This is a genomic window from Oleiphilus sp. HI0123 (assembly GCF_001635315.1).
In genome coordinates this window covers 1-228 of the sequence record NZ_LWGE01001006.1, presented here as the reverse complement: position 1 = coordinate 228, position 228 = coordinate 1, and the positions used below count along the sequence as shown (strand labels likewise).

The 228-nt window shown below is 45.2% G+C and carries 1 protein-coding gene; it reads left to right on the top strand.

All coding sequences use genetic code 11. From position 1 onward, the window contains the following. Positions 1-26: 26 nt before the first annotated feature. Positions 27-228: Yip1 family protein (locus A3761_RS08665; RefSeq protein WP_231881200.1), on the top strand; the 202-nt coding region annotated here is incomplete at its 3' end.

Below are 228 nucleotides of genomic sequence, written 5' to 3'. Positions count from 1 at the left end.
GTATGTTATTAAGTCATGTCCCTGGAATGTTCACACACCCCGATGAAGAGTGGGAATCAATAAGAAAAGAACATTCAAGCCCGCTTAAGATGGCCGCCTATATCTGCCTTCTCGCCTTGATTGCCCCAGTATGCGCCTACATTTCAACCACTCAATATGGTTGGCAAGTGGGTGAAGGCCAGTTAGTTTACCTTTCTCAATCGAGTGCAATGACGCTCAGTATTTTGA